19 protein-coding genes are annotated in these 21651 nt (G+C 73.8%); 11 read left to right on the top strand and 8 right to left on the bottom strand.

Annotated features, from left to right (window positions below; genetic code table 11):
• Positions 1 to 140 precede the first annotated feature (140 nt).
• The 3 genes from O7612_RS01720 to O7612_RS01710 all read left to right on the top strand — a co-directional run bounded on the left by O7612_RS01720 (position 141) and on the right by O7612_RS01710 (position 2457).
• Positions 141 to 641, top strand: coding sequence for a TrkA C-terminal domain-containing protein (locus O7612_RS01720; protein WP_067307640.1), 501 nt, complete (start codon positions 141 to 143; stop codon positions 639 to 641).
• A 5-nt stretch (positions 642 to 646) separates the two neighbouring features.
• A complete protein-coding gene (locus O7612_RS01715; RefSeq protein WP_282269843.1) occupies positions 647 to 1852 on the top strand; it encodes a cation:proton antiporter in 1206 nt (401 codons plus the stop codon).
• 173 nt (positions 1853 to 2025) lie between these two features.
• Positions 2026 to 2457, top strand: coding sequence for a hypothetical protein (locus O7612_RS01710; RefSeq protein WP_067307642.1), 432 nt, complete (start codon positions 2026 to 2028; stop codon positions 2455 to 2457).
• Positions 2458 to 2998: 541 nt separating this feature from the next.
• On the opposite strand, the gene O7612_RS01705 is transcribed toward O7612_RS01710, so the two are convergent.
• From O7612_RS01705 to dnaK, 5 genes are all read right to left on the bottom strand, one after another.
• Positions 2999 to 3208: a hypothetical protein gene (locus O7612_RS01705; RefSeq protein ID WP_282273756.1), complete on the bottom strand. Its 210-nt coding sequence runs from the start codon at positions 3206 to 3208 to the stop codon at positions 2999 to 3001.
• Between the two features lie 196 nt (positions 3209 to 3404).
• Positions 3405 to 3848 (bottom strand): MerR family transcriptional regulator, encoded by a 444-nt coding sequence (locus tag O7612_RS01700; protein ID WP_282269838.1) that lies wholly within the window; start codon positions 3846 to 3848, stop codon positions 3405 to 3407.
• A 28-nt stretch (positions 3849 to 3876) separates the two neighbouring features.
• Positions 3877 to 5052, bottom strand: coding sequence for a molecular chaperone DnaJ (gene dnaJ / locus O7612_RS01695; protein ID WP_282269836.1), 1176 nt, complete (start codon positions 5050 to 5052; stop codon positions 3877 to 3879).
• 81 nt (positions 5053 to 5133) lie between these two features.
• Positions 5134 to 5877: a nucleotide exchange factor GrpE gene (gene grpE, locus O7612_RS01690; protein ID WP_282269834.1), complete on the bottom strand. Its 744-nt coding sequence runs from the start codon at positions 5875 to 5877 to the stop codon at positions 5134 to 5136.
• A 39-nt stretch (positions 5878 to 5916) separates the two neighbouring features.
• Positions 5917 to 7794: a molecular chaperone DnaK gene (gene dnaK, locus O7612_RS01685; RefSeq protein WP_282269832.1), complete on the bottom strand. Its 1878-nt coding sequence runs from the start codon at positions 7792 to 7794 to the stop codon at positions 5917 to 5919.
• A 208-nt stretch (positions 7795 to 8002) separates the two neighbouring features.
• Here dnaK and O7612_RS01680 point away from each other — a divergent pair, with 208 nt between their 5' ends.
• From O7612_RS01680 to O7612_RS01670, 3 genes are all read left to right on the top strand, one after another.
• Positions 8003 to 9856, top strand: coding sequence for an ABC transporter (locus tag O7612_RS01680; protein ID WP_282269829.1), 1854 nt, complete (start codon positions 8003 to 8005; stop codon positions 9854 to 9856).
• Positions 9857 to 9873: 17 nt separating this feature from the next.
• Positions 9874 to 11535 carry a GTPase gene (locus O7612_RS01675; protein ID WP_282273755.1) on the top strand — a complete coding sequence of 554 codons (1662 nt, stop codon included), beginning with the start codon at positions 9874 to 9876 and terminating at the stop codon, positions 11533 to 11535.
• Positions 11536 to 11656: 121 nt separating this feature from the next.
• A complete protein-coding gene (locus tag O7612_RS01670) occupies positions 11657 to 12883 on the top strand; it encodes a hypothetical protein (RefSeq protein WP_282269827.1) in 1227 nt (408 codons plus the stop codon).
• A 16-nt stretch (positions 12884 to 12899) separates the two neighbouring features.
• Here O7612_RS01670 and O7612_RS01665 read toward each other — a convergent pair whose 3' ends face one another.
• Both O7612_RS01665 and O7612_RS01660 read right to left on the bottom strand, forming a co-directional pair.
• Positions 12900 to 13811, bottom strand: coding sequence for a hypothetical protein (locus tag O7612_RS01665; RefSeq protein ID WP_282269825.1), 912 nt, complete (start codon positions 13809 to 13811; stop codon positions 12900 to 12902).
• The gene (locus O7612_RS01660; protein ID WP_282269822.1) at positions 13808 to 14917 is read right to left on the bottom strand and encodes an SPFH domain-containing protein; all 1110 of its coding nucleotides are present in this window, start codon (positions 14915 to 14917) and stop codon (positions 13808 to 13810) included. The genes O7612_RS01665 and O7612_RS01660 overlap by 4 nt, the downstream gene beginning before the upstream one ends.
• Positions 14918 to 14993: 76 nt before the next feature.
• Here O7612_RS01660 and O7612_RS01655 point away from each other — a divergent pair, with 76 nt between their 5' ends.
• On the top strand, positions 14994 to 15680 hold the full coding sequence (locus tag O7612_RS01655) for an NUDIX domain-containing protein (protein WP_282269820.1): 687 nt from the start codon (positions 14994 to 14996) through the stop codon (positions 15678 to 15680).
• A gap of 85 nt (positions 15681 to 15765) precedes the next feature.
• On the opposite strand, the gene O7612_RS01650 is transcribed toward O7612_RS01655, so the two are convergent.
• Positions 15766 to 16317 carry a phosphatase PAP2 family protein gene (locus O7612_RS01650; protein ID WP_282269818.1) on the bottom strand — a complete coding sequence of 184 codons (552 nt, stop codon included), beginning with the start codon at positions 16315 to 16317 and terminating at the stop codon, positions 15766 to 15768.
• 330 nt (positions 16318 to 16647) lie between these two features.
• Between O7612_RS01650 and O7612_RS01645 the strand changes: the two genes are divergently transcribed.
• The 4 genes from O7612_RS01645 (at position 16648) to O7612_RS01630 (ending at position 21593) form a co-directional block, all read left to right on the top strand.
• Entirely contained in the window at positions 16648 to 17211 is a 564-nt protein-coding gene (locus O7612_RS01645) for a hypothetical protein (protein WP_282269816.1), read from the top strand.
• 613 nt (positions 17212 to 17824) lie between these two features.
• Positions 17825 to 19003, top strand: a complete 1179-nt coding sequence (pdhA, locus tag O7612_RS01640; protein ID WP_282269814.1) for a pyruvate dehydrogenase (acetyl-transferring) E1 component subunit alpha — start codon at positions 17825 to 17827, stop codon at positions 19001 to 19003.
• Positions 19003 to 19992, top strand: a complete 990-nt coding sequence (locus tag O7612_RS01635; RefSeq protein WP_282269812.1) for an alpha-ketoacid dehydrogenase subunit beta — start codon at positions 19003 to 19005, stop codon at positions 19990 to 19992. The genes pdhA and O7612_RS01635 overlap by 1 nt, the downstream gene beginning before the upstream one ends.
• A gap of 5 nt (positions 19993 to 19997) precedes the next feature.
• Positions 19998 to 21593, top strand: a complete 1596-nt coding sequence (locus tag O7612_RS01630; protein ID WP_282273754.1) for a dihydrolipoamide acetyltransferase family protein — start codon at positions 19998 to 20000, stop codon at positions 21591 to 21593.
• Positions 21594 to 21651: the final 58 nt, after the last annotated feature.

The raw sequence follows: 21651 nt of genomic DNA, 5'->3' as shown, positions 1-21651 counted from the left end.
GGCAGGGGTGACCGGGCGAGGCAAGGTGACCCGTCGAGGGGTGGGTGGACACGGGCGGTGGCGGTGGTGAGGGTGGGGCGGCGCGAGCAGGGCAGACGTCCAGCAGGCCCAGCTTGGGCGCAGGGTATAGCCTCTCGTCCGTGCGAGTACGTGTCGAACAGACCGCCCTACCGGGAATCGGCGTACGTCATGACCTGATGACGGAGTCCGGACGTCGGCTCGGAGTGGTCTCCCACCGCAATGGCCGCCGCGACCTGGTCCTCTACGACCCGGATGATCCCGATTCCTGCCAGCACGACATCCCGCTGACCGACGACGAGGCCGAGGCGCTGGCCGACATCCTCGGCGCGTCGCTGATGCTGGGTCAGCTCTCCGGTCTGCGCGACCAGGCGGCCGGGCTGCTCACCGAGCAGATCGCCATCCCGGCGGGGTCGAAGTACGTCAACAAGCGGCTCGGTGACACCAAGGCACGCACCCGCACCAGCGCCTCGATCGTGGCGGTGCTCCGGCAGGGCGAGGTCAACGTCTCGCCCGATCCCACCTTCCGCTTCGCGGCCGGTGACGTGGTGGTCGTGGTCGGTACCCGGCAGGGTCTCGACGGGGTGACCGCCATCCTCGCCGACAGTGACCCGGACGGCTGAGGCGGATGCACGAAACCACGACCCTGCTCATCGAGGTCGGCGCGCTCCTGCTGCTGCTCGGGCTGCTCGGCCGGATCAGCCGCCGGTTCGGCGTCTCCCCCATCCCCCTCTACCTGCTCGCCGGTCTCGCCTTCGGTCACGGTGGTCTGCTCCCGCTGGCCGCTAGCGAGGAGTTCTTCGCCGTCGGCGCCGAGATCGGCGTCATCCTGCTGCTGGTCATGCTCGGCCTGGAGTACAGCGCCAACGAGCTGGTCGGCAACCTGCGCTCGGCGGCCCCGGCCGGTCTGATCGACGCGGCGCTCAACGCCCTGCCCGGCTTCGGTTTCGCCCTGCTGCTCGGCTGGGGCTGGGTGGCCGCCGTGGTACTCGGCGGCATCACCTGGATCTCGTCCTCCGGCGTGATCGCCAAGGTGCTCGGCGACCTCGGTCGGGTCGGTAACCGGGAGACCCCGGTCATCCTCTCCGTACTGGTGATCGAGGACCTGGCGATGGCCCTCTACCTGCCGCTGGTCACCGCGCTGCTGGCCGGCGTGGGCCTGGTCAAGGGCGGGATGGCGCTGGGCATCGCGGTGTTCACCGTGGTGGTCGTGCTGGTGGTCGCCATCCGCTTCGGCCACCTGATCTCCGCCGCCCTGTCGGCGAAGGACCCGGAGGCCCTGCTGCTCGGGGTGCTCGGCCTGACCCTGCTGGTCGCCGGCATCGCCGCCCGGCTCCAGGTCTCCGCCGCCGTCGGGGCGTTCCTGGTCGGTATCGCCCTGTCCGGGCCGGTGGCGCACCATGCCACCGAGCTGCTCTCCCCGCTGCGGGACCTCTTCGCCGCGGTCTTCTTCGTCTTCTTCGGCCTGGTCACCGACCCCCGGGACATGCCGCCGGTGCTGCTGCCCGCGATCGTGCTGGCCGTGGTCACCATGGGGACGAAGCTGCTCACCGGCTACCTGGCGGCCCGGCGGGCCGGGATCGCCGAGCCCGGCCGCTGGCGGGCCGGCTTCGCGTTGATGCCACGCGGCGAGTTCTCCATCGTCATCGCGGGCCTCGCCGTCGCCGCCGGCACCGTCGAGCCCAAGCTGGCGGCGCTCGCCACGGCGTACGTGCTGATCACCGTGATCACTGGGCCGATGCTCGCCCGGCTGCCCGACATGCGCTGGTTCAAGCAGCGGCTGCGGCGGCGGATCGCCGCCCGGAACCCCAGACCGGTCGCCGCCACCGAATGAGAATCCCCTGGCCAGGTCGACTACTTCGTCGGCCTGGCCAGGGACTCCGTTGCATAATTGCGCCCGGCGGGGTCTTCCGCCGGCCGGGCGACGACGGCTAGCGTTGCGCCCCAGCAAGCCAGGGTCCGCGGGTGGCCGGAGGCTCCCCCGCGGCTGCGAGCGGAAGGTTGCCGGTGAACGCGCAGGGTCCGACGTTCCGCGGCTTCGCCAACCCCGTCGACCCGTCGCCGACGGAGCTACGGGCCTGGGCGTACCAGCCCGACTCGGTGCCGTTGACCTCCCTGCCCCAGGACTGGGACCTGCTGGTCGCCGGTGACCACCTGGTGTCCACCCTGTTCGAGCTGGCCATGGATCCGGCCTGCCCGGCCCGCCGGTTCGCCCTGCACTGCCTCTACATCTACGCGGCCGACGGCATCCGGACGAACTTCCGCGCCCACCCCCGGCGGCGCTTCCGCAAGCTCGTGGAGCAGGCCGAGCGCGACGGCGACGAGCTGGTGCGCAACTGGGCGCACAACAGCCGGGTGTTGCTGGCCCGGCAGGAACTCTTCACCTACCACGACTGGTGCGAGGGCGGCCTGGTCCGGGACAACCGCCGCCTCGGCTGACCGGGCACCCCGGCCCGGCCGCAGCGGCGGGTAGGCTGCCCGGCACCGACGGCGGCCCCTCCGGTCGTACCGGCGCCTTCGCATTTCACCCGGCGACCGGCCGGGGTGGCGAACCGCCGGAGCGATCACGTCGTCCCCCTCCCCGCGGCCACTGTGCGACCCGGCGAGGTACGACGACTCCGGCCCATCACGCAGTGCCATCGAGGCCCCACCCCCACCCTCCACCCCCGCACCCTTTGCTCTGCCGCCCTGACAGCGACAGTCACGATGGGTAGCCGCATCTTGATTCGAGCAGAGAGCGCTCTCAATGCTCAACTGCAGGCCAAATTGGGTGGTGCCGCGATGGCAGCAGAGCAAAGCGGAGCAGGGTGACAGGCAGGGGGAGCCGCCTCGGTCACGATGGGCAACCTTACAGAAGGTTACTCTCTGCAATCTACGGAGGCCCAGCGGGCGAGTCGTCCGGGTAGGCGGGTGATCGGGCGGCAGGACGGCGAACGGGCCGGGATCCCCCGTGGATCCCGGCCCGCACGTCGGTGGATCGTCAGCGTTCCGGTCCGCCCTGGTCCCGGTGTTGCTCCTCGGCCCGCCCCCGGTCCACGCCCCGGTCGGCCGGGTCGGCGAACCTGCCGTTCTTCACCGTGTCGGAGAACTTGCCCCCGGTGACCCGGTCGAACTGCTCCCGGACGTTCTCGGCCACCTTGTCGAGCCGCTTCTCGGCCTGCCGGGCCACCTTCTTCGCCGATTCCGCCACGGTTCCCCCCGCCATCGGAGCCCGGATTATCCGGTCGGTCCTGATTGAGAGGTTAGCGGAGCAGCCGCCGTGCCGCTGCGGAATCCGCGATCCCCGCCGGCACCACGCCCACCCGTCCAGCCCGCCGACCACGACACGGCGGCGTCCGGCACCGGGGCACCGCCGCGCCCACCCGGCACACCGGGCGGGCCGGCGGTCAGCGGTCGGGGGTGCGGCGGGGACGCCAGACCACCAGCGCCGTCGAGGTACGGCTGGTCGGCACCAGGTCACCGCGGGAGAAACCGCTGGCCAGCGTCTCCAGCTCGGCGATCCGCCGGTACGCGGCGTCCAGCTCCGCCTCCAGCCGGGCCACCCGCTGCTGGGCCTGCTCCACCAGGCGCTCCAGGCTGATGATCCGCTTGACCCCGGCCAGGTTGACGCCCTCGTCCTGACTGAGCCGCTGCACCTCGCGCAGCAGCACCACGTCGCGCACGCTGTAGCGTCGCCCGCCACCGGCCGCCCGACCGGCCTGCACCAGACCGAGCCGGTCGTACTGACGCAGCGTCTGCGGGTGCATGCCCGCCATCCGTGCCGCGACCGAGATCATCAGCACCTTGGCCTCGTAGGCAGGGTCACCCGAACCGACGAACCCGTCCGACATCCCACTCACCTCCGCACCCGTCCACCGGTCAACCGACCCGACGCACCCGCGCGTCGAGATGTTCCCGGGCCGCCGGCGGCGTCGCGGCGGCGAACGACTCCAGGGCCGCCCGCGCCTCGTCCGACACCGTCGCCGGCACCACCACGTCCAGCGTGACCAGCAGGTCGCCGGCCTGGCCGTCCCGCCGGACCACACCCTTACCCCGGGCCCGCAGCACCCGCCCGGACGGGGTGCCCGGCGGGACGCGCAGGGTCACCGCGCCGTCCAACGTGGGCACCCGCAGGTCGGTGCCGAGCACCGCCTCGGCGAAGGTGACCGGCACGGTCAGCGTCAGGTCGTCGCCGGTACGCCCGAACAGGTCGTCCGGGCGGACCTTCACCTGCACGAACAGGTCGCCCGCCGGCCCGCCGCGCTGGCCCGGCTCGCCCCGCCCGGTCAGCCGGATGCGCTGGCCGTCGGCCACCCCGGCGGGGAAGCGGACGTTCAGCGTGCGGGTCTTGGTGACCCCGCCGGTGCCCCGGCACTCGGGGCACTTCTCCTCGACGATCGTCCCGACGCCCTGGCAGTTGCGGCACGGCTCGGAGAAGCTGAACGACCCCTGGTCACGGGTGGTCACCCCGGCACCACGGCAGACCGGGCACGTGGTCGGCTGGGTGCCCGGCCTGGCGCCGTTGCCGTGGCAGGTGTCGCAGATCCCGGGTGCCCGCAGGCTCAACGGCAGGGTCACGCCCCGGACGGCGTCGCCGAAGTCGAGGGAGACTTCGGCCTCCACGTCCCGGCCCCGGGCCGGGCCACGCGCCCGGGACGCACCGGGACCACCGGCACCGCCGGAGAAGATCGAGCTGAACAGGTCGGTGAAGCCGCCGCCGCCGAACCTGCCGTCCCCGCCACCGCCACCGCCGAACAGGTCGGAGACGTCGAACGGGGCACCGCCGGGCTGACCCGCGCCCCGGCGGAACGCGCCCGAGCCGAACAGCGAGCGCATCTCGTCGTACTCGCGGCGCTTGGTGTCGTCGCCGAGCACCGCGTACGCCTCGGAGACGCCCTTGAACCGCTCCTCGGCCTGCGGGTCGCCGGGGTTGTGGTCCGGGTGCGATTCCCGGGCCAGCTTCCGGTACGACTTCTTGATCTCGTCAGAGGAGGCGGACTTCTCCACGCCCAACGTGGCGTAGAAGTCCTTCTCGATCCAGTCCTTGGAGCTCACCGGTCCACCCCCTTCAGTGAGATGTGGCCCGGTCGCCCCGCCCGCCGGGGACGGCGGGCGGGGCGACCGGATGGCCGTGCACTATTCCGGGTCGGCGACCGCGACCATGGCCGGCCGCAGCAGCCGCTCGCCGAGCAGGTATCCCCGGCGCATCACCTGCACGCAGGTGGGCTCGTCGACGTCCGGCGAGGTCTGGTGCGCGACCGCCTCGTGCCGGGTGGGGTCGAACGGGTCGCCCTGCTCACCGAAGGGCGTCAGGCCGAACTTGCCCAGCGCCGTGGTGAGCTGTTCGGCCACCGTGCCGAACGGCCCGACCAGGTCACCGTGCTCACGCGCCCGGTCCAGGTCGTCCAGGATCGGCAGTAGCGCGGCGAGTACCGAGCCGGTCGCCTGCTCCTGCACCACGCCCCGGTCCCGGTCCACCCGCTTGCGGTAGTTGGCGTACTCGGCCGACACCCGTTGCAGGTCCCGGGTCCGCTCGTCCAACTCGGTACGGACGGCCTCCAGCTCGGCGCCGAGCGGCGAACCCGTCGCACTGCCGTCGACCGGCTGGGCGGGGGCGTCCACCACCGGCGGGCCGGTCGGCGCCGGGTCGTCGAGCGTGGTCGCCTCGGCCTCGATCTCGTCGACCACCACCTCGGCGTCCTCGACCAGCCCCTCGGCGGGGACGTCCGCCCCGGCGTCGGCGGCGGCGGGGGTCTCCTCGGTCTTGCCGAGCTTGCGGTTGTCCCGGATGACGACCCGCGGCCCGTCGTCGGCGGGCCCGGAGCCACCCGGCGCCGACCCGGAGGCGCCCGGGTCGGCGGCTCGTGGCTTCTCCGTCATACGACTACCTCGATCCCTGTGCGGTGCCGGTGTGGACCGTCACTTCTTGTCCTCGTCCACGATCTCCGCGTCGACCACGTCGTCCGCGCCGCCGGCCTTCGGGCCGCCGGCCGCACCGGCCGCGCCAGGGCCGGCCGCGCCGGCACCCGGACCGGCCTCGCCCGGCTGCTCGCCCTGCTCGGCCTGCTGCGAGTAGAGCAGCGAACCGGCCTGCTGGGAGACCTGGGCCAGCCGCTCGTGGGCCGCCTTGATCTTCTCGATGTCCTGGCCGCCGAGCGCGCCGCGCAGCTCACCGAGGGCCTCGTTGAGCTGGTCCCGGTTCTCGGTGGGCAGCTTGTCGCCGCTCTCGGCGAGGAACTTCTCGGTCTGCCACTGGAGCGCCTCGGCCACGTTGCGGGCCTCGGCCTCCTCCCGGCGACGCTTGTCGTCGTCGGCGTGCTCCTCGGCGTCCCGGCGCATCCGCTCGATGTCGTCCTTCGGCAGCGAGGAGCCGCCGGTGATCGTCATCTTCTGTTCCTTGCCGGTGCCCAGGTCCTTGGCGTGCACGTTGACGATGCCGTTGGCGTCGATGTCGAAGGTGACCTCGACCTGCGGCACGCCGCGCGGCGCCGGCGGGAGGCCGGTCAGCTCGAAGGTGCCGAGCTTCTTGTTGTACGCCGCGATCTCGCGCTCGCCCTGGAACACCTGGATCAGCACCGACGGCTGGTTGTCGTCGGCCGTGGTGAAGACCTCGGAGCGCTTGGTCGGGATGGTGGTGTTGCGCTCGATGAGCTTGGTGAAGATGCCGCCCTTGGTCTCGATGCCCAGGCTCAGCGGGGTCACGTCGAGCAGCAGGACGTCCTTGACCTCGCCCTTGAGCACACCGGCCTGCAGCGCCGCGCCGACGGCGACGACCTCGTCCGGGTTGACGCCCTTGTTGGGGTCGCGGCCGGTGAGCTGCTTGACCAGGTCGGTGACGGCCGGCATCCGGGTGGAGCCGCCGACCAGGATCACGTGGTCGACGTCGGAGATCTTGACGCCGGCGTCCTTCACGGCCTGCTCGAACGGACCCTTGCAGCGGTCCAGCAGGTCCTGCGTCATCCGCTGGAACTCGGCGCGGCTGAGCGTCACGTCCAGGTGCAGCGGGCCGGCGGAGCCGGCGGTGATGTACGGCAGGTTGATGTTGGTGGTGGCCGCCGCGGACAGCTCGATCTTGGCCTTCTCGGCCGCCTCGCGGAGCCGCTGGAGGGCCATCTTGTCCTGACCCAGGTCGATGCCGTGCTCGCCCCGGAACGTCTTCACCAGGTGGTCGATGACCCGCTGGTCCCAGTCGTCGCCGCCGAGCTGGTTGTCACCGCTGGTCGACTTGACCTCGACGACGCCCTCGGCCAGCTCCAGCAGGGACACGTCGAAGGTGCCGCCGCCCAGGTCGAACACGAGGACGGTCTGCTCCTTGGAGCCCTTGTCCAGCCCGTAGGCCAGGGCCGCCGCGGTCGGCTCGTTGACGATCCGCAGCACGTTGAAGCCGGCGATCTCACCGGCCTCCTTGGTGGCCTGACGCTGGCCGTCGTTGAAGTAGGCGGGAACGGTGATCACCGCATCGGTGATCTGCTCGCCCAGGTACGCCTCGGCGTCCCGCTTGAGCTTCATCAGCGTGCGCGCCGAGATCTCCTGCGGGGTGTACTTCTTGCCGTCGATGTCGACGGTCCAGTTGGTGCCGATCTCCCGCTTGACCGACCGGATGGTCCGGTCCGGGTTGGTCACCGCCTGGCGCTTGGCGACCTCGCCGACGAGCACCTCGCCGTTACGGGCGAACGCGACGATCGACGGGGTCGTCCGCGAGCCCTCAGCGTTGGCGATGACGGTGGGCTCACCGCCCTCGAGAACGCTGACGCAGGAGTTCGTCGTGCCGAGGTCGATACCGACCGCACGTGCCATCTTCGCTTCCTCGCTTCGTTACGGGTGGGCAGGTCGGAGGGCCTGCCCGGGAGGGTCGCCCGCAGCGACCGCACCACAAGTTGAGTGAACGTGACTCAATAGTGCCACGGGATCGCCAAAGTGCAAGTCGAGTTGAGCCGACCCGACGCAACCTGTCCGTTACTACCCTCCGGTTGTCTCTGTTGCCTCGGTCGGGCACGCTTTAGCGGTGACGACGCACGGCGATCCCGCCACCCGGTCCGCTGCGCCCACCGTCGCCGCCCGCACCGGGCCGTCGGAGATCGACGAAACGCCACCCGGACCCGCCGGGGACGGCCTGCCCGCCGCCCTCACCGGCCTGCGGGCCGCGATCGACGCGACCCGGTTCCCGCTGGCGCTGCCCTCGGCCGAGCCGGCCCGGCACACCGCCCGTGCGCTGACCGACCAGCTCGACGACTACCTGCTGCCCCGACTCGCCCGGCTCGACGCCCCGCTGCTCGTGGTCGTCGGCGGTTCCACCGGTGCCGGCAAGTCGACCCTGGTCAACAGCCTGGTGCAGGCCCGGGTGAGCGCCGCCGGGGTGCTCCGCCCCACCACCCGCTCCCCGGTGCTGGTCTGCAACCCGGCCGACTCCGCCTGGTTCCGGCAGGGCGAGCTGCTGCCCGGCCTGACCCGCACCAACGAGCCCAGCGAGGATCCGGGCACGCTGCACCTGGTCACCGCCCCGGCGCTCCCCGCCGGGCTGGCCTTCCTCGACGCCCCCGACATCGACTCGGTGGTCGACGCCAACCGGGCCCTCGCCGGCCAGCTCCTCGCCGCCGCCGACCTCTGGCTCTTCGTCACCACCGCCGCCCGGTACGCCGACGCCGTCCCGTGGGAGCTGCTGCGCACCGCCCGCTCCCGGGGGGCCGCGATCGCCATGGTGCTCGACCGGGTGCCGCCCGAGGCCGCCGACGAGATCGCCGCCCACCTGTCCGAGATGCTCGCCGCCCAGGAGCTGGGCGCGGCGCCGCTGTTCGTGCTGCCGGAGACCTGGGTCGACGGCCAGGGCCTGCTGCCCGACCGGGTCACCGCACCCCTGGGCAGCTGGTTCGCCGGGCTCGCCGCCGACGCCGAGGCCCGCGCCGCCGTGGTCCGGCAGACCCTCGACGGCGCGCTCGCCTCGCTGCACCCGACCGTGGAGGCGCTCGCCGACGCGGCCGACGAGCAGGTGGCCGCCGCCGACGCGCTGGACGACCGGGTCCGGTCCGCCTATGCGGGTGCGCGCCGTACGGTGGCCGAGGGGTTGCAGGACGGCCGGTTGCTCCGCGGCGAGGTGCTCGCCCGCTGGCAGGAGTTCGTCGGCACCGGGGAGTTCTTCCGGACGCTGGAGGCCCGGATCGGCCGGCTGCGCGACCGGCTCGTGGCCGCCGTCACCGGCCGGCCCGCCACCCCCGCCACCGAGCTGCGCAACGCCATCGAATCGCAGCTGGTCACGCTGCTGCGCGGGGTGGCCGCCGAGGCGGCGGAAAACACGTACACCGTCTGGAAGGCCCATCCGGCCGGGGCCGCGCTGCTCGACCCGCCGCTGGCGCACGCCGGGGCCGACCTGCCCGAACGGGCCGAACGGCTGGTCCGGGACTGGCAGCGCGCGGTGTTGGAGCTGGTCCGCGAGGAGGGCGGCGACCGGCGGTTCGTGGCCCGGACGGCCGCGTACGCGGTCAACGCCACCGGGCTGGCCGTGATGATCGCCGTGTTCGCCTCCACCGCCTTCATCCCGACCGGGCTGGAGGTGGCCACCGGGGCGGGCACCACCGTCGCCGCGCAGGCCGTGCTCCAGGCGATCTTCGGCGACCAGGCGGTGCGTACCCTCGCCGCGAAGGCCCGGGGCGACCTGCTGGACCGGGTCCGCGCGCTGCTCGACGAGGAGGCGGCCCGCTACCTGAGCCGTACCGACGCGGCCCGGACCGGCACGCAGGACGCCGCCGGGCTGCGCCGGGCCGCCGGCCGGGTCGAGGTGGCCCGGCACCACAGCGGGCTCGCGGGCTCGCCCGGCCAGGCCCTGCCGATCCCGACACCGACCTCCGAGGACGGCACCCGTTGACCAACATCGTCGGCCGGATGCGCGGGGCGCTCCGGGGTGACCACCGCGTCGACGCCGACGCCCTGGTGAGCCGACTGGACGCGATCCGCCGGTTCCTCGACGTGGTCGACGGCGAGGTGCCCGACGGCCAGTTGGTGGGCGCGCACACCCTGGTCGAACGGGCCGGCACCCGGTTGTCGCTGTCCCGGGACCACACCGTGGTGGCGTTGGCCGGCGCGACCGGCAGCGGCAAGTCCAGCCTGTTCAACGCCCTGGCCCGGCTGGAACTCTCCCCGGTCGGGGTGCGCCGCCCCACCACCGGGGTCGCGCACGCCTGCGTGTGGGGGCCGCTGGACGGCGGCAACCGGCTGCTCGACTGGGTCGGCGTGCTGCCCCGGCACCGGTTCGTCCGGGAGAGCGCGCTGGACGGCGACGACGAGTCCGCCCTGCACGGCCTGATCCTGCTCGACCTGCCCGACTTCGACTCGGTGCAGCGGTCCCACCGGCTGGAGGTGGACCGGCTGCTCGGCCTGGTCGACCTGGTGGTCTGGGTGGTCGACCCACAGAAGTACGCCGACCGGGTGGTCCACACCAGTTACCTGCGCGAGTTCCACCGGCACCGGGAGGTGACCGTGGTGGTGCTCAACCAGGCCGACCGGTTGCCCCCGGCCGAGTTGCCCCGGGTGCTGGCCGACCTGCGCCGGCTGCTCGACGCCGACGGGCTCGACGGGGTGCCGCTGCTGGCCACCACGGCGGTCGAGCCCGCCGGGATGACCGGGCTGCGGGAGGCGCTGGAACGGGCCGTGTCGGACCGGCAGGCGGCGCTGCGCCGGCTCTCCGGTGACGCCGACACGGTGGTGGCCACGCTGGGCGAACTCGTCGCCGTCGAGGCCCCGGGGCACGTCCCGGACACCGGGACGGTCCGAGTCCTGGACCGCGCGCTGGCCGACGCGGCCGGGGTGCCGGCGGTGGTGGGCGCGGTCGAGGGGGCGTACCGGCACCGGGCCGGTGGGGCCACCGGCTGGCCACTGGTACGCGGCTGGCGCAGGCTGCGCCCCGATCCGTTGCGCCGGCTGCACCTGCCCGGCCCGGACACCGACCCGCAGCGGGCGGGGGAGCCCGTGCTCGCGGCGACCTCGGTGCCCGAGCCGACGGCCGCCCAGCAGTCCGCCCTCGGGTTGGCCATCCGGGCGGTCGCCGACCGGTCCGGCGGGGAGCTGCCGGCCCCGTGGCCGGTCGCGGTGACCGCCGCCGCCCGGTCGAGGCTGGCCGACCTGCCGGACGCGCTGGACGGGGCGGTCGCCGGCACCGACCTGGGCATGGACCGCCGGCCGCTCTGGTGGCGGGTGGTGGGTGCCCTCCAGTGGCTGGTCACCCTCGCCGCCGTGGCCGGACTGGGCTGGCTGGTGCTCGGCTATGCGCTGCGCGCCCTCGGGCTGCCGGCCCTGGAGTACCCCCGGGTGGGGGAGGCGCCGCTGCCCACCGTGCTGTTGCTCGGGGGTCTGCTCGCCGGCCTGCTGCTGGCCGCGGTGACCCGGCCGGTGATCCGCTGGGCGGCCCGGCGGGCCCGGAAGCGGGCCGAGCGGCGGCTCACCGACGAGGTGGCCCGGATCGGCGCGGAGTACGTCCTCGTCCCGGTACGGGCCATCCTCGACCGGTACGCCCTCGCCCGCCAGTCCTGGGAGGAAGCCGCCCGGTGACCGGCCCGCGGCCGGACGTGGGCCGCCGCACACCGCCCGTCGGCGGACGCCCGGCCAGCCGCCGCTGAACGCCGCCGTCGGCACGGGTGTCCGGGGCGGCCCGGCGGCGTAGGGTCGTGCCATGGCCACGCCACAGACCCCCTACGACGCGGTGCTCTCCGCGGCCCGCGACGTGACCAGGCTGGACTGCGCGCTCGACGCCGAGATGCTCGGCACGGCGCTGCTGGGCAGCGTCTACGCGATCGCCGAGACCGACCGGGAGACGGCGGTCCGGGACTTCGTCTCCGGTTTCCTCGCCGCCACCTCCCGCCGCCGTACGGCCGCCGCCACCACCATCCGTCAGGTCTTCGCCGCGCTGGTCCCGGATGCCGAGGGTGCGGCCAAGGTCCGCCCCGGCGCGCAGGCGCCGGCCTGGGCCGCTCAGCTCGGCCGGGTCCACCTCACCGGCACCTGGTCGTACGGCGACGTGTACGGCGACCAGACCTCCTACCTGGCCACCTTCGCCTACGACGACGCGTCGGGCGGCCCGGAGCACGCCCTGGTCGCCCTGGTCGACCACAACATCGGCATCACCAAGGACGTCTTCGTCGGCGGACCGGCCGAGCGGATTCTGGAGCAGGTCCGGCAGATGTGCGCCGACGACGACCTGACCTGGTTCCGCGAGGAGGACCCGGCCCGGATGCACGGCGAGGTGGGCCGCCACCTGGCGATCACCGACGACCTCGGCGACCTGCCCGCCGAGGGATCGCTCGCCACCGACCGGGCGCTGGTCGGGGCACGGTTGGCGGTGCTGCCGGAGCCGAGCGCGGACACCGCCGGCTGGCCCGCGGAACCGCTCGGCACCGACGAGCGCACCACACTGGTCCGCGCCTTCCTGGCCTCTCCCGCGGCGGCCCGGCACCGGCTGAACACCCTCGACGGCGACGCCGAACTGGCCTCGCTGCACTTCTGCCTGGGGTTGCTCTTCGACCACTCGGCGAGCTTCCCGGACGCCGACCCGCTGCGGTGGAGCCCGGCGGTGGCCGGACTGTTCCTGCTCGACTGGGTGCACCGGCGGGCCGTGCTGGACATGGACGACGCGGCGCTGTTGCCCCGGGTGCTGCGTGCCTGGGCGGCGTTCGCGGCCCAACGGCGGGGGCTGCCCGAGCGGGCCGGTACGCAGACCGACGAGGCGATCGAGGAGCTGGTGCCCGAGTTCGCCCGGCTCTACTCGACCGGCGAGCGGCGCAGCCCGGCGACGGCGGCGGTGGCCCAGTTGATGGCCGACGGCGTGGACCCGGACGACCCGGTGGCCCTGGACGCCTGGATCGAGGCCAACCGGCAGCGCCTCGGCGACGACACGCCCTGACCGGGCCGGCCGCCGGTCAGGGTTCGACCAGGGCCAGCCGGCCGGGGGCGACGTCGAGGCGGATCCGCTGGCCCCAGCGCAGCGTCAGCCGGTCGGCCTCCAGCCCGTCGGCGAAGGCCACCAGACCGTCGGACTCGGCGGTCAGCTCCAGCGCGCCGGTGCCGTCGAGACGGCCGGCGACCAGGTCGACGCCGGTGGCCGGGGAGGGCCACGCCTCCCGGACGAACCAGCACAGGGCCGCCTCCTGCGGGGCGGGGAGCGTGAGGGCGGTCGGTCGGTCCCGGGCGATCGAGGCGCACCAGCCGGTGGCCCCGGTACCGGTGCCGACGACCACCCCGGAGGAGGACTGCCGTTCCCGGCGGGGTCGGCCGTCTCCGGCCACGTCGAGCAGGTACCGGGCCGACTGGTGGGAGGGGTGCCCGACGTACACCTCGTTGAGGCCGACCAGCTCCTGCCCGTCGTCGAGGGTGGCCCGGACCATGACCCGGTGGCGCACCGGCGCGGTGCCGGCGACCACCGCCGGCAGCAGGGCGGCCACCTGGTCGCCGGTGCACCGGACGAGCACACCGGCGTTGCGGCCGGGCTCCGGGTCGACACCGACGACGGGTTGCCCACCGAGGTACTTCGCCACGTTGGCCACCAGGCCGTCCGGGCCGACGGCGACGACCACGTCCTCCGGGCCGAACAGGAACCGGGGCAGGTCGTCCCGGTCCACGGTGCCGCGTCGCCATCCGGCGGGGACGGCGGCCGCGACGGCGGTCAGCGCCACCTGGAGGGCCTCGTGCCGTTCGATCACCTCGGCCAGGTCCCGCCCCCGGGCGCGCAGGTACCACTGGGCCGCCGCCCGGGTGCCGTGCCGGGCGAGCAGTTCGTCGAGCTCGCTGGGGCGGCGGACCACCACCACCCGGGGGGCCAGGGTGCCGCTCACCGGTCGACCGTCGCGGTCGGCCCGGTGAGCCGGCCGAGCAGGTCGGCCAGCAGGTCCGGGGTGACGGTGAGCTGGCCGATCTGCGGGAGCTGACCGGCGAGTTCCCGGACGGTGAGGGCTTGCAGCACCGCCGGCGGCAGTTCGGCGTACGCGGCCAGTTTCGCCGCCTCGGCCTCGGCCTCGGCGGCGCCGACGGCGCGTACCGTCTCGGCCTTGGCCAGGGCCAGCACCCGCTCCCGGTCGGCGGCGCCCCCGGCGAGCAGGCGTTCCTTCTCCGCTTCGGCGGTGGCGAGCACCCGGGCCCGCTCGGCGGCGGCGGCGTTGGCGACCTGTTCCCGTTCCGCCTTGCCGTGGGCGGTGGCCAGCTCGGCGGCGGCGTCGAGTTCGGCCCGGCGACGGGTGTTCGCCCCGTGCTGCTCGACGAGCTGCTGCTCCCGCCGGGCCAGCTCGATCTTGTTCTGGAGTTCGTTCTCGGCGATGCCGCGTTCCTGCTCGACGGCCTGTGCCCGGCGGGCGTAGGTGGCCCGGTCGGCCTGCACCTGCACCGCCTCCCGGGTGGGGGTCTGCAGGGCGCGTTCCAGCTCGGGTTCGGGCCGGACGGCGACCACCCGGGCGCTGACCACGGCGACGCCGATGTCGGTGAGCCGGGGCTCGGCGTCGAGCGCGGCGGAGACCGCCTCGCGGACCGGCGCGACGGTGGTCAGCGCCTCGGCCAGCGGCACCCGGGCGAGCAGGTCGAGGGCGGGTTGCTGGGCCAGCTCGGCGAGCAGCGTGGCCACCTGGTCGAGTGGGCGGGCCCGGGGCCGACCGGTGCGCGGGTCGACCGAGAAGTCGAGCCGGGCGGCGGCCAGGGCCGGGTCGGCGATCCGGTAGGTCACGGTGGCCTGGACGGTGATGTCGGCGAAGTCGCCGGTCCGGGCGTGGAACAGCAGCGGTAGCTCGCGGTCGTCCACCGGCACCTCGCTGAGCACGGCGGTCAGCGGCCGGTACCAGAAGGACTGGCCGGTCCCCTCCCGCCGGACCCGCCCACCGGCTTGCAGGCGCACCCAGTTGGTCGGGGTTCCACGCAGGTGGCGCAGGAAGAGTCGTCTCGTCACGTCGGCCATGTCTCGCACCCTCCCCTTTTTCGTCTTCACGACGATAAACCTTCTGCTAGGTTATCGTCAAGGTGGTGATAAAGAGATGAGCGAGTACCCGCCCTTCGCCGTGACGGTGGACCTGGTGGTGCTCACCGTGCGCGCCGAGGAGCTGCACCTGCTGCTGGTCCGCCGGGGCATCCCACCGGACCTGGGCCGGTGGGCGCTGCCGGGCGGCTTCGTCGGCATCGACGAGGACCTGCCCGACGCGGCCGTCCGGGAGCTGACCGAGGAGACCGGGCTCCCCGAGCCGGCCGGCCACCTGGAGCAGCTCGGCACGTACGGCCGACCCGACCGCGACCCGCGCGGCCGGGTGGTCACCGTGGCCTGGCTGGCCCTGCTACCCGACCTGCCCACTCCGGTGGCGGGCTCGGACGCCGCCTCGGCCGAGTGGGTGCCGGTCACCCGGCTCACCCCCGGCCAACTCGCCTTCGACCACGACCGGATCGTCGCCGACGGCCTGGAACGGGCCCGCGCGAAGCTGGAGTACACCCCGCTGGCCAGCGCCTTCTGCCCGGCCGAGTTCACCGTGGCCCAGCTCCGGGCCGTCTACGAGACGGTCTGGGGTACCCGGCTGGACCCCCGTAACTTCCACCGCAAGGTCACCGGCACCCCCGGCTTCGTCAGCCCCGTCGGCCGGGCCACCGAGGGCGACCGGGGCCGTCCGGCCCAGTTGTTCCGCCGGGGTCCGGCCATCCGGCTGCACCCGCCCATGCTCCGCCCTGAGCCCTGAGCCCTGAGCCCTGAGCGCTGACCTGAGCCGTGGCCTTGAGCGCTGCCCTGAGCGCTGAGCCGTGGCCCGCTGAGCCCGTGGGGTGTCAGGAGAGCGTGCCGAAGACCACCCCGGCCACCAGGCCGCCCACCAGCGCTCCCACCACCACCTGCGCGACCGTGTGGTCGCGCAGCCGCACCCGGGACCAGCCGACCAGGCCGAGCAGCGGCACGGCGGGCAGCAGCCGGGGGCCGAAGGTGAGCACCAGCACCACCAGCGTGCCGGCGGCCACCGCCGCGTGGATCGACATCTTCCACCAGTGGCTGACCGACACCGCCACCACCAGGCCGACCACCCCGGCGGCGACCAGGGCCAGCAGCGCCCGCGGCGCACCGAGCAGCGCCAGCAGGGCCAACCCGGCGACGGCCGAGGCGAGGCCGAGGAGCAGCGGCACCCGGCGCTGCTCCCGCCGACCGATGTGCCGGTCGGTGAGCCGCCCCCGCCGCACCCCACCCAGGATGTACGCGCACGGGACACCGGCGGCGAAGACCGTGGCGAGCAGCCCCCAGCCCAGCCCCCGTACCCCGCCCCCGCCGTGCCAGCCGATCAGCACGGTCAGCCCGGTGACCAGCACGGCCGGCGCGGTCACCTCGGTCACCCACCGGGCCACCCGGGTCGCCGCGCCCGTCGGCCGGCGGGACGGGTCTCGGCGTCCGCGCCACACCGGCGACGCGCTCAGCCCGCGGTGCCGACGGTCGCCGCACCCTCCGGGGCCACGCGGTCGTCACCGGCCGACGCGGGTACGGCGGGTGCCTGCGGCGCGGGGGCGGGAGTGGCGGACGGCCCGGCGGCCGGGGCCGGGAGGCGGGCCGGGGACGAGCCGGTCCGGCGCACCGGACGTGCCCCGTCCCGTGCGCGGGGGGTGTCGGCCGGGACCGCCGTCACGGAGGGCCGGGGGCGTGCGGTGGGGACCAGGGTGACGGTGACGGTGGGGCGGGGACCGACCGTCGCGGTGGACCCCGGCGTGGGGGTGGGTCCGGGCGTCGGCGTCGGCTCGGGGGCCGCCGTGGGCTCGGGTTCGGGTTCGGGCGTCGGCGTGCCGGAGGGCGCGGCGGTCGGCGACGGGTCCGGCGGCGGCTCGGAGCAGGTGGTCGTCGGTGCGGCGCTCGGACTCGGGTCCACACTCGGCACGGCGGTGGGTGCCGCGGTGGGTGTCGGGTGGGACGGAACATCGGGCGCGGACGTCCGGCGGATCGGCGGTGGTGTGGCGGCGGGTGCCCGCGGCGGTGGAACGGGACGGTGGGTGGGACCGGTGGGCGGGGCGGCGGCCGGCGCGGACGGGGTCGGTGCGCCCGTCGGTGCCGTCGGCGGCAGGGCCGGCTGGCCGGTGGCGGGCACCGGGACGACCACCGGGCCGACCGACGGGGTGGGCAGGAACGGGGTGCCGCCACCGGGGAGCGCGGTGCTGCCCACGGTGGCTGATCCGCTGCTGATCGCGGCGAGCACGGGCATCGAGGCGGCCCCGGCGAGCAGAGCGACGGTGAACAGGTAGCCGCGGTGCGGCCCGGCGGGACCGGGGGCGCGGTGGACGCCGGTCAGCCGCCGGTAGCTGCCGCCGCCGGCCCGGTGCCGACCGAGGAGCGGTACCGGAGGACCGTCACCATGTTCGGACACCGCACCACCCCTCGTCGACCCGGACGCGATCGTCGGCGGACAGCGGAAGCTGAACGGACATTCTTCACTAAACGCCCACCGTTACCGGTCAGCTTGACCCAGTGACGCCCAGTTCACCAGGCACCGGGGCGTGTCGACACACAAAAAGTCCGTCGGGCCGGAGGCCCGCCACGACAAAAAGGTCCACGGGTCGTGAAGCGGACATGCCACCACCGGCCGGAGGACCATACTGTGGGGCCGCTCACCACCTCTGCAATCATTCAGACACGACGGCAACGCAGCCGCACCTCCGCGTACCCCGTGGCAGGCGTAGCTGGTCGCCGCAGCTCCCGAACCGGGTTCGACCTTGGATCCGGCTCAGGCCGTACGGCAACCCCCACCGGGGCTAGGCACGGCCGCCAGGAACCAGTCCGGCAACAGCCGGGCCGGCGCACGTTGTGCGCGGACGGGTGACCCCCCGGCTCGGGCACAGACACGACAGGGAGAGACGGATGGCAAAGGGCGACCCTGCGGTCTCCAGCCGCGGCCGGCGAGCCGCACCCCGGTCCCGGCGAGCCGCCGCGACCGGCGAGCCGGAACTCGTACAACTGCTCACCCCGACCGGCGAGCGGATCGAGAGCGCCGTCGGTCCAGACGGCACCGAGTACCGCGTCGACTTCACCGACGAGGAGTACCGCGGCCTCTACCGCGACCTGGTCCTGGTCCGCAAGCTCGACGCCGAGGCGACCGCGTTGCAGCGGCAGGGCGAGCTGGGCCTGTGGGCCTCGCTGCTCGGCCAGGAGGCGGCCCAGGTCGGTTCCGGGCGGGCGCTGCGCAGCCAGGACATGGCCTTCCCGACCTACCGGGAGCACGGCGTCCTCTACTGCCGGGGCATCGACCCGATCATGCCGCTCGGCCTGTTCCGTGGCGTCGACCAGGGCGGCTGGGATCCGAACGAGTTCAAGTTCAACATGTACACGATCGTCATCGGGGCACAGACCCTGCACGCGACCGGGTACGCCATGGGCGTCCACATGGACGGCCGCACCGGCACCGAGGACGGCGAGGCGGTGATCGCCTACTTCGGCGACGGCGCCACCAGCCAGGGCGACGTCAACGAGGCGTTCGTCTGGGCCAGCGTCTTCAACGCCCCCCTGGTCTTCTTCTGCCAGAACAACCAGTACGCCATCTCCGAGCCGCTGGAGCGCCAGACCCGGGTGCCGCTCTACCGGCGGGCCGGCGGCTTCGGCTTCCCCGGCGTCCGGGTGGACGGCAACGACGTGCTCGCGTCGTACGCGGTGACCCGGCACGCGCTGGACAACGCCCGGCTCGGCCAGGGGCCCAGCCTGATCGAGGCGTTCACCTACCGGATGGGCGCGCACACCACCTCCGACGACCCGACCCGTTACCGGATCGCCAGCGAGGTCGAGGCCTGGCAGGCCAAGGACCCGATCGCCCGGATGAAGGCGTTCCTCGACAAGCAGCAGATCGCCGACGCCGACTTCTTCGCCGAGGTCGACGAGCAGGCCCGCGCCGAGTCGGTGCACCTGCGCGAACGGGTGCTCGAACTCCCCGACCCGGCCCCGGTGTCGATGTTCGACCACGTCTACCCGCACGGCTCCCCCGAGGTGGACGCGCAGCGGGCGCAGTTCAGCAGGTACCTGGAGTCGTTCGAGGGGAGCGCACACTGATGGCCACGGAGACGCTCACCCTCGGCAAGGCCCTCAACACCGGCCTGCGCCGGGCGCTGGAGAACGACCCGAAGGTCGTCATCATGGGCGAGGACGTCGGCAAGCTCGGCGGCGTCTTCCGGATCACCGACGGTCTCCAGAAGGACTTCGGCGACCAGCGGGTGATCGACACCCCGCTGGCCGAGTCCGGCATCATCGGCACCGCGGTCGGCCTGGCCATCCGGGGCTTCCGGCCGATCTGCGAGATCCAGTTCGACGGCTTCGTCTACCCGGCGTACGACCAGATCGTGTCCCAGGTCGCCAAGATGCACTACCGCTCGCAGGGCAAGGTCACCATCCCGATGGTGATCCGGATTCCCTACGGTGGCGGCATCGGCGCAGTGGAACACCACTCCGAGTCGCCGGAGGCGTACTTCGCGCACACCGCCGGCCTGAAGGTGGTGACCTGCGCCAACCCGCAGGACGCGTACGTGATGATCCAGCAGGCCGTCGCCTCGGACGACCCGATCGTCTTCCTGGAGCCGAAGCGGCGCTACTGGGAGAAGGGTCCGGTCGAATTGGACGCCCCGCTGTCCGGGGCGTACCCGCTGCACGCCGCCCGGGTGGTGCGGCCCGGCACCGACGCGACCGTGCTGGCGTACGGCCCGATGGTGCGCACCGCGCTGGACGCGGCGACCGCCGCCGCCGAGGACGGCCGGGAGCTGGAGGTCGTCGACCTGCGCACCCTCTCCCCGCTGGACCTGACCGCCGTCTACGAGTCGGTACGGCGCACCGGCCGGTGCGTCGTCGTCCACGAGGCCCCGGGCAACCTGGGGCTGGGCTCGGAGATCGCGGCCCGGATCACCGAGGAGTGCTTCTACTCCCTGGAGTCCCCGGTGCTGCGGGTCACCGGCTTCGACACCCCCTACCCGGCCAGCCGGGTGGAGGAGGAGTACCTGCCCGACCTCGACCGGGTGCTCGACGCCGTCGACCGCACCTTCGGCTGGTGAGCGCGATGTCCCGGATCAAGGAGTTCAACCTGCCCGACCTGGGCGAGGGCCTGACCGAGGGTGAGATCCTCGCCTGGTTGGTCAAGGTGGGCGACGTCATCGAGCTGAACCAGCCGATCGTCGAGGTGGAGACGGCCAAGGCGGCCGTCGAGATCCCGGCGAAATGGGCCGGCGAGGTGCGGTCGATCTTCCACCCGGAGGGGAGCACCGTCGAGGTCGGCACCCCGATCATCGCGATCGACACCGACCCCGGTGCCGGCCCGATCGCCGAGTCCACCACCGCCACCGCCACGCCGGACCTGCCCACCCCGTCGGCCGCGTCACTGGCCGCGGTGCAGGTCGCCCCGGCCGAGGGCATGGTCGAGCCGGGCCTGATCGGCGGCGTCGCCCCGGGTGGCCGCACCGCCGTCCTGGTCGGCTACGGCCCCCGCAACGCCCCCGCCAAACGCCGCCCCCGCAAACCCCCCACCCCACCCTCCCCCACCCCCACCCCTTCCCCCTCCCTCTCACCCCCACCCCCAGCCCCAGCCCCAGCCCCAGCCCCAGCCCCAGCCCCAGCCGATCATGGAGTTGTGGTGGGGGACAAAACTGCCCCAGTTACCGCAAATTCGGCACCACGAGTCCATGATCGACGGAGCGCGGGGGGGCCGGTGTTGGCGAAGCCGCCGGTGCGGAAGCTCGCGAAGGACCTCGGGGTCGATCTGGGGGTGCTGGTCGGTTCTGGTCCGCTCGGTTCGATCACCCGGGAGGACGTCCAGCGGGCGGTGGCCGGGACAACGGCGGCCGGCACAACGGTGTCCGGTGGCGCGGTGGCCGGTGGCATGGTCGTGGCGGGGGGCACGGCCTCGGTGGGGAGCGCGGCGGGGACGCTGTCGGGCACCTCGGGGGCCAGCTTCGGCGCGGATCGCGAGCAGCGTATCCCGGTCAAGGGGGTACGCCGGCTCACCGCCGAGAACATGGCCCGCTCGGCGTTCACCGCTCCGCACGTCACGGAGTTCCTGACCGTGGACGTGACCCGGGCCATGAAGGCGCTGGACCGGCTGCGGGACCGTCGGGAGTGGCGTGACGTGCGGGTTTCGCCGTTGCTGCTGGTCGCGAAGGCGGTGCTGCTGGCCGTCCGTCGGCACCCGATGGTCAACTCGACCTGGGCCGGCGACGAGATCGTCGTCAAGGAGTACGTCAACCTGGGCATCGCGGCGGCCACCGAGCGCGGTCTGATCGTGCCGAACGTCAAGGACGCCGGCCGGCTCACGCTGCGCGAGCTGGCGGACGCGCTGACCGCGCTGGTTCAGACGGCGAAGGCGGGGAGGACCTCCCCGGCGGACATGTCCGGCGGCACCCTGACGATCACCAACGTCGGGGTCTTCGGGGTGGACACGGGCACTCCCATCCTGCCCCCGGGCGAGTCGGCGATCCTGGCGTTCGGAGCGGTCCGCGAACTGCCCTGGGTGCACAAGGGGAAGGTCAAGCCACGCCTGGTGACCACCCTGGGGCTCTCCTTCGACCACCGGATCATCGACGGCGAGTTGGGCTCGAAGTTCCTCCGGGACATCGGGGACTTCCTCGCCGACCCCGAGGCGGCGCTGCTCGCCTGGACCTGACGACGGTGACCGTCCGGTGACGGCCGGTGTGCCCGGGGTGAACCTCCGGCACACCGGC

This window comes from Micromonospora sp. WMMD987 (assembly GCF_029581435.1).
Lineage (GTDB): Bacteria > Actinomycetota > Actinomycetes > Mycobacteriales > Micromonosporaceae > Micromonospora > Micromonospora rifamycinica.
Note: the sequence above shows the minus strand (reverse complement) of the source record. Positions and strands in the feature narration are given on the sequence as shown.